The 234-nt window shown below is 59.4% G+C and carries 1 pseudogene; it reads left to right on the top strand.

Annotated features, from left to right (window positions below):
- A pseudogene (locus tag SB786_RS37785) lies at positions 1 to 234 on the top strand (hemagglutinin family protein); the annotation flags it as partial.

Consider the following 234-nt stretch of genomic DNA (forward strand, 5'->3'; position numbering starts at 1 on the left):
CGGCACGACCTTCCATAACGTCGGCGACACCCTCACGAACATCGACGCGCGTACCACGCAAAACACGACCAATATCACCAGACTGCAAGGTCAGATGGCTGATGCGGTTTCTTACAACAGCTCGAGCCATGATGTCGTCACGTTCGGAAACCCCGGCACGCCAGTGGCACTGCATAACGTCGCCGAAGGCACGTTGTCGGCGGCGAGCACTGACGCGGTGAACGGCACGCAACT

It is taken from the genome of Burkholderia sp. SIMBA_062, from assembly GCF_046534765.1.
GTDB lineage: Bacteria > Pseudomonadota > Gammaproteobacteria > Burkholderiales > Burkholderiaceae > Burkholderia > Burkholderia ambifaria.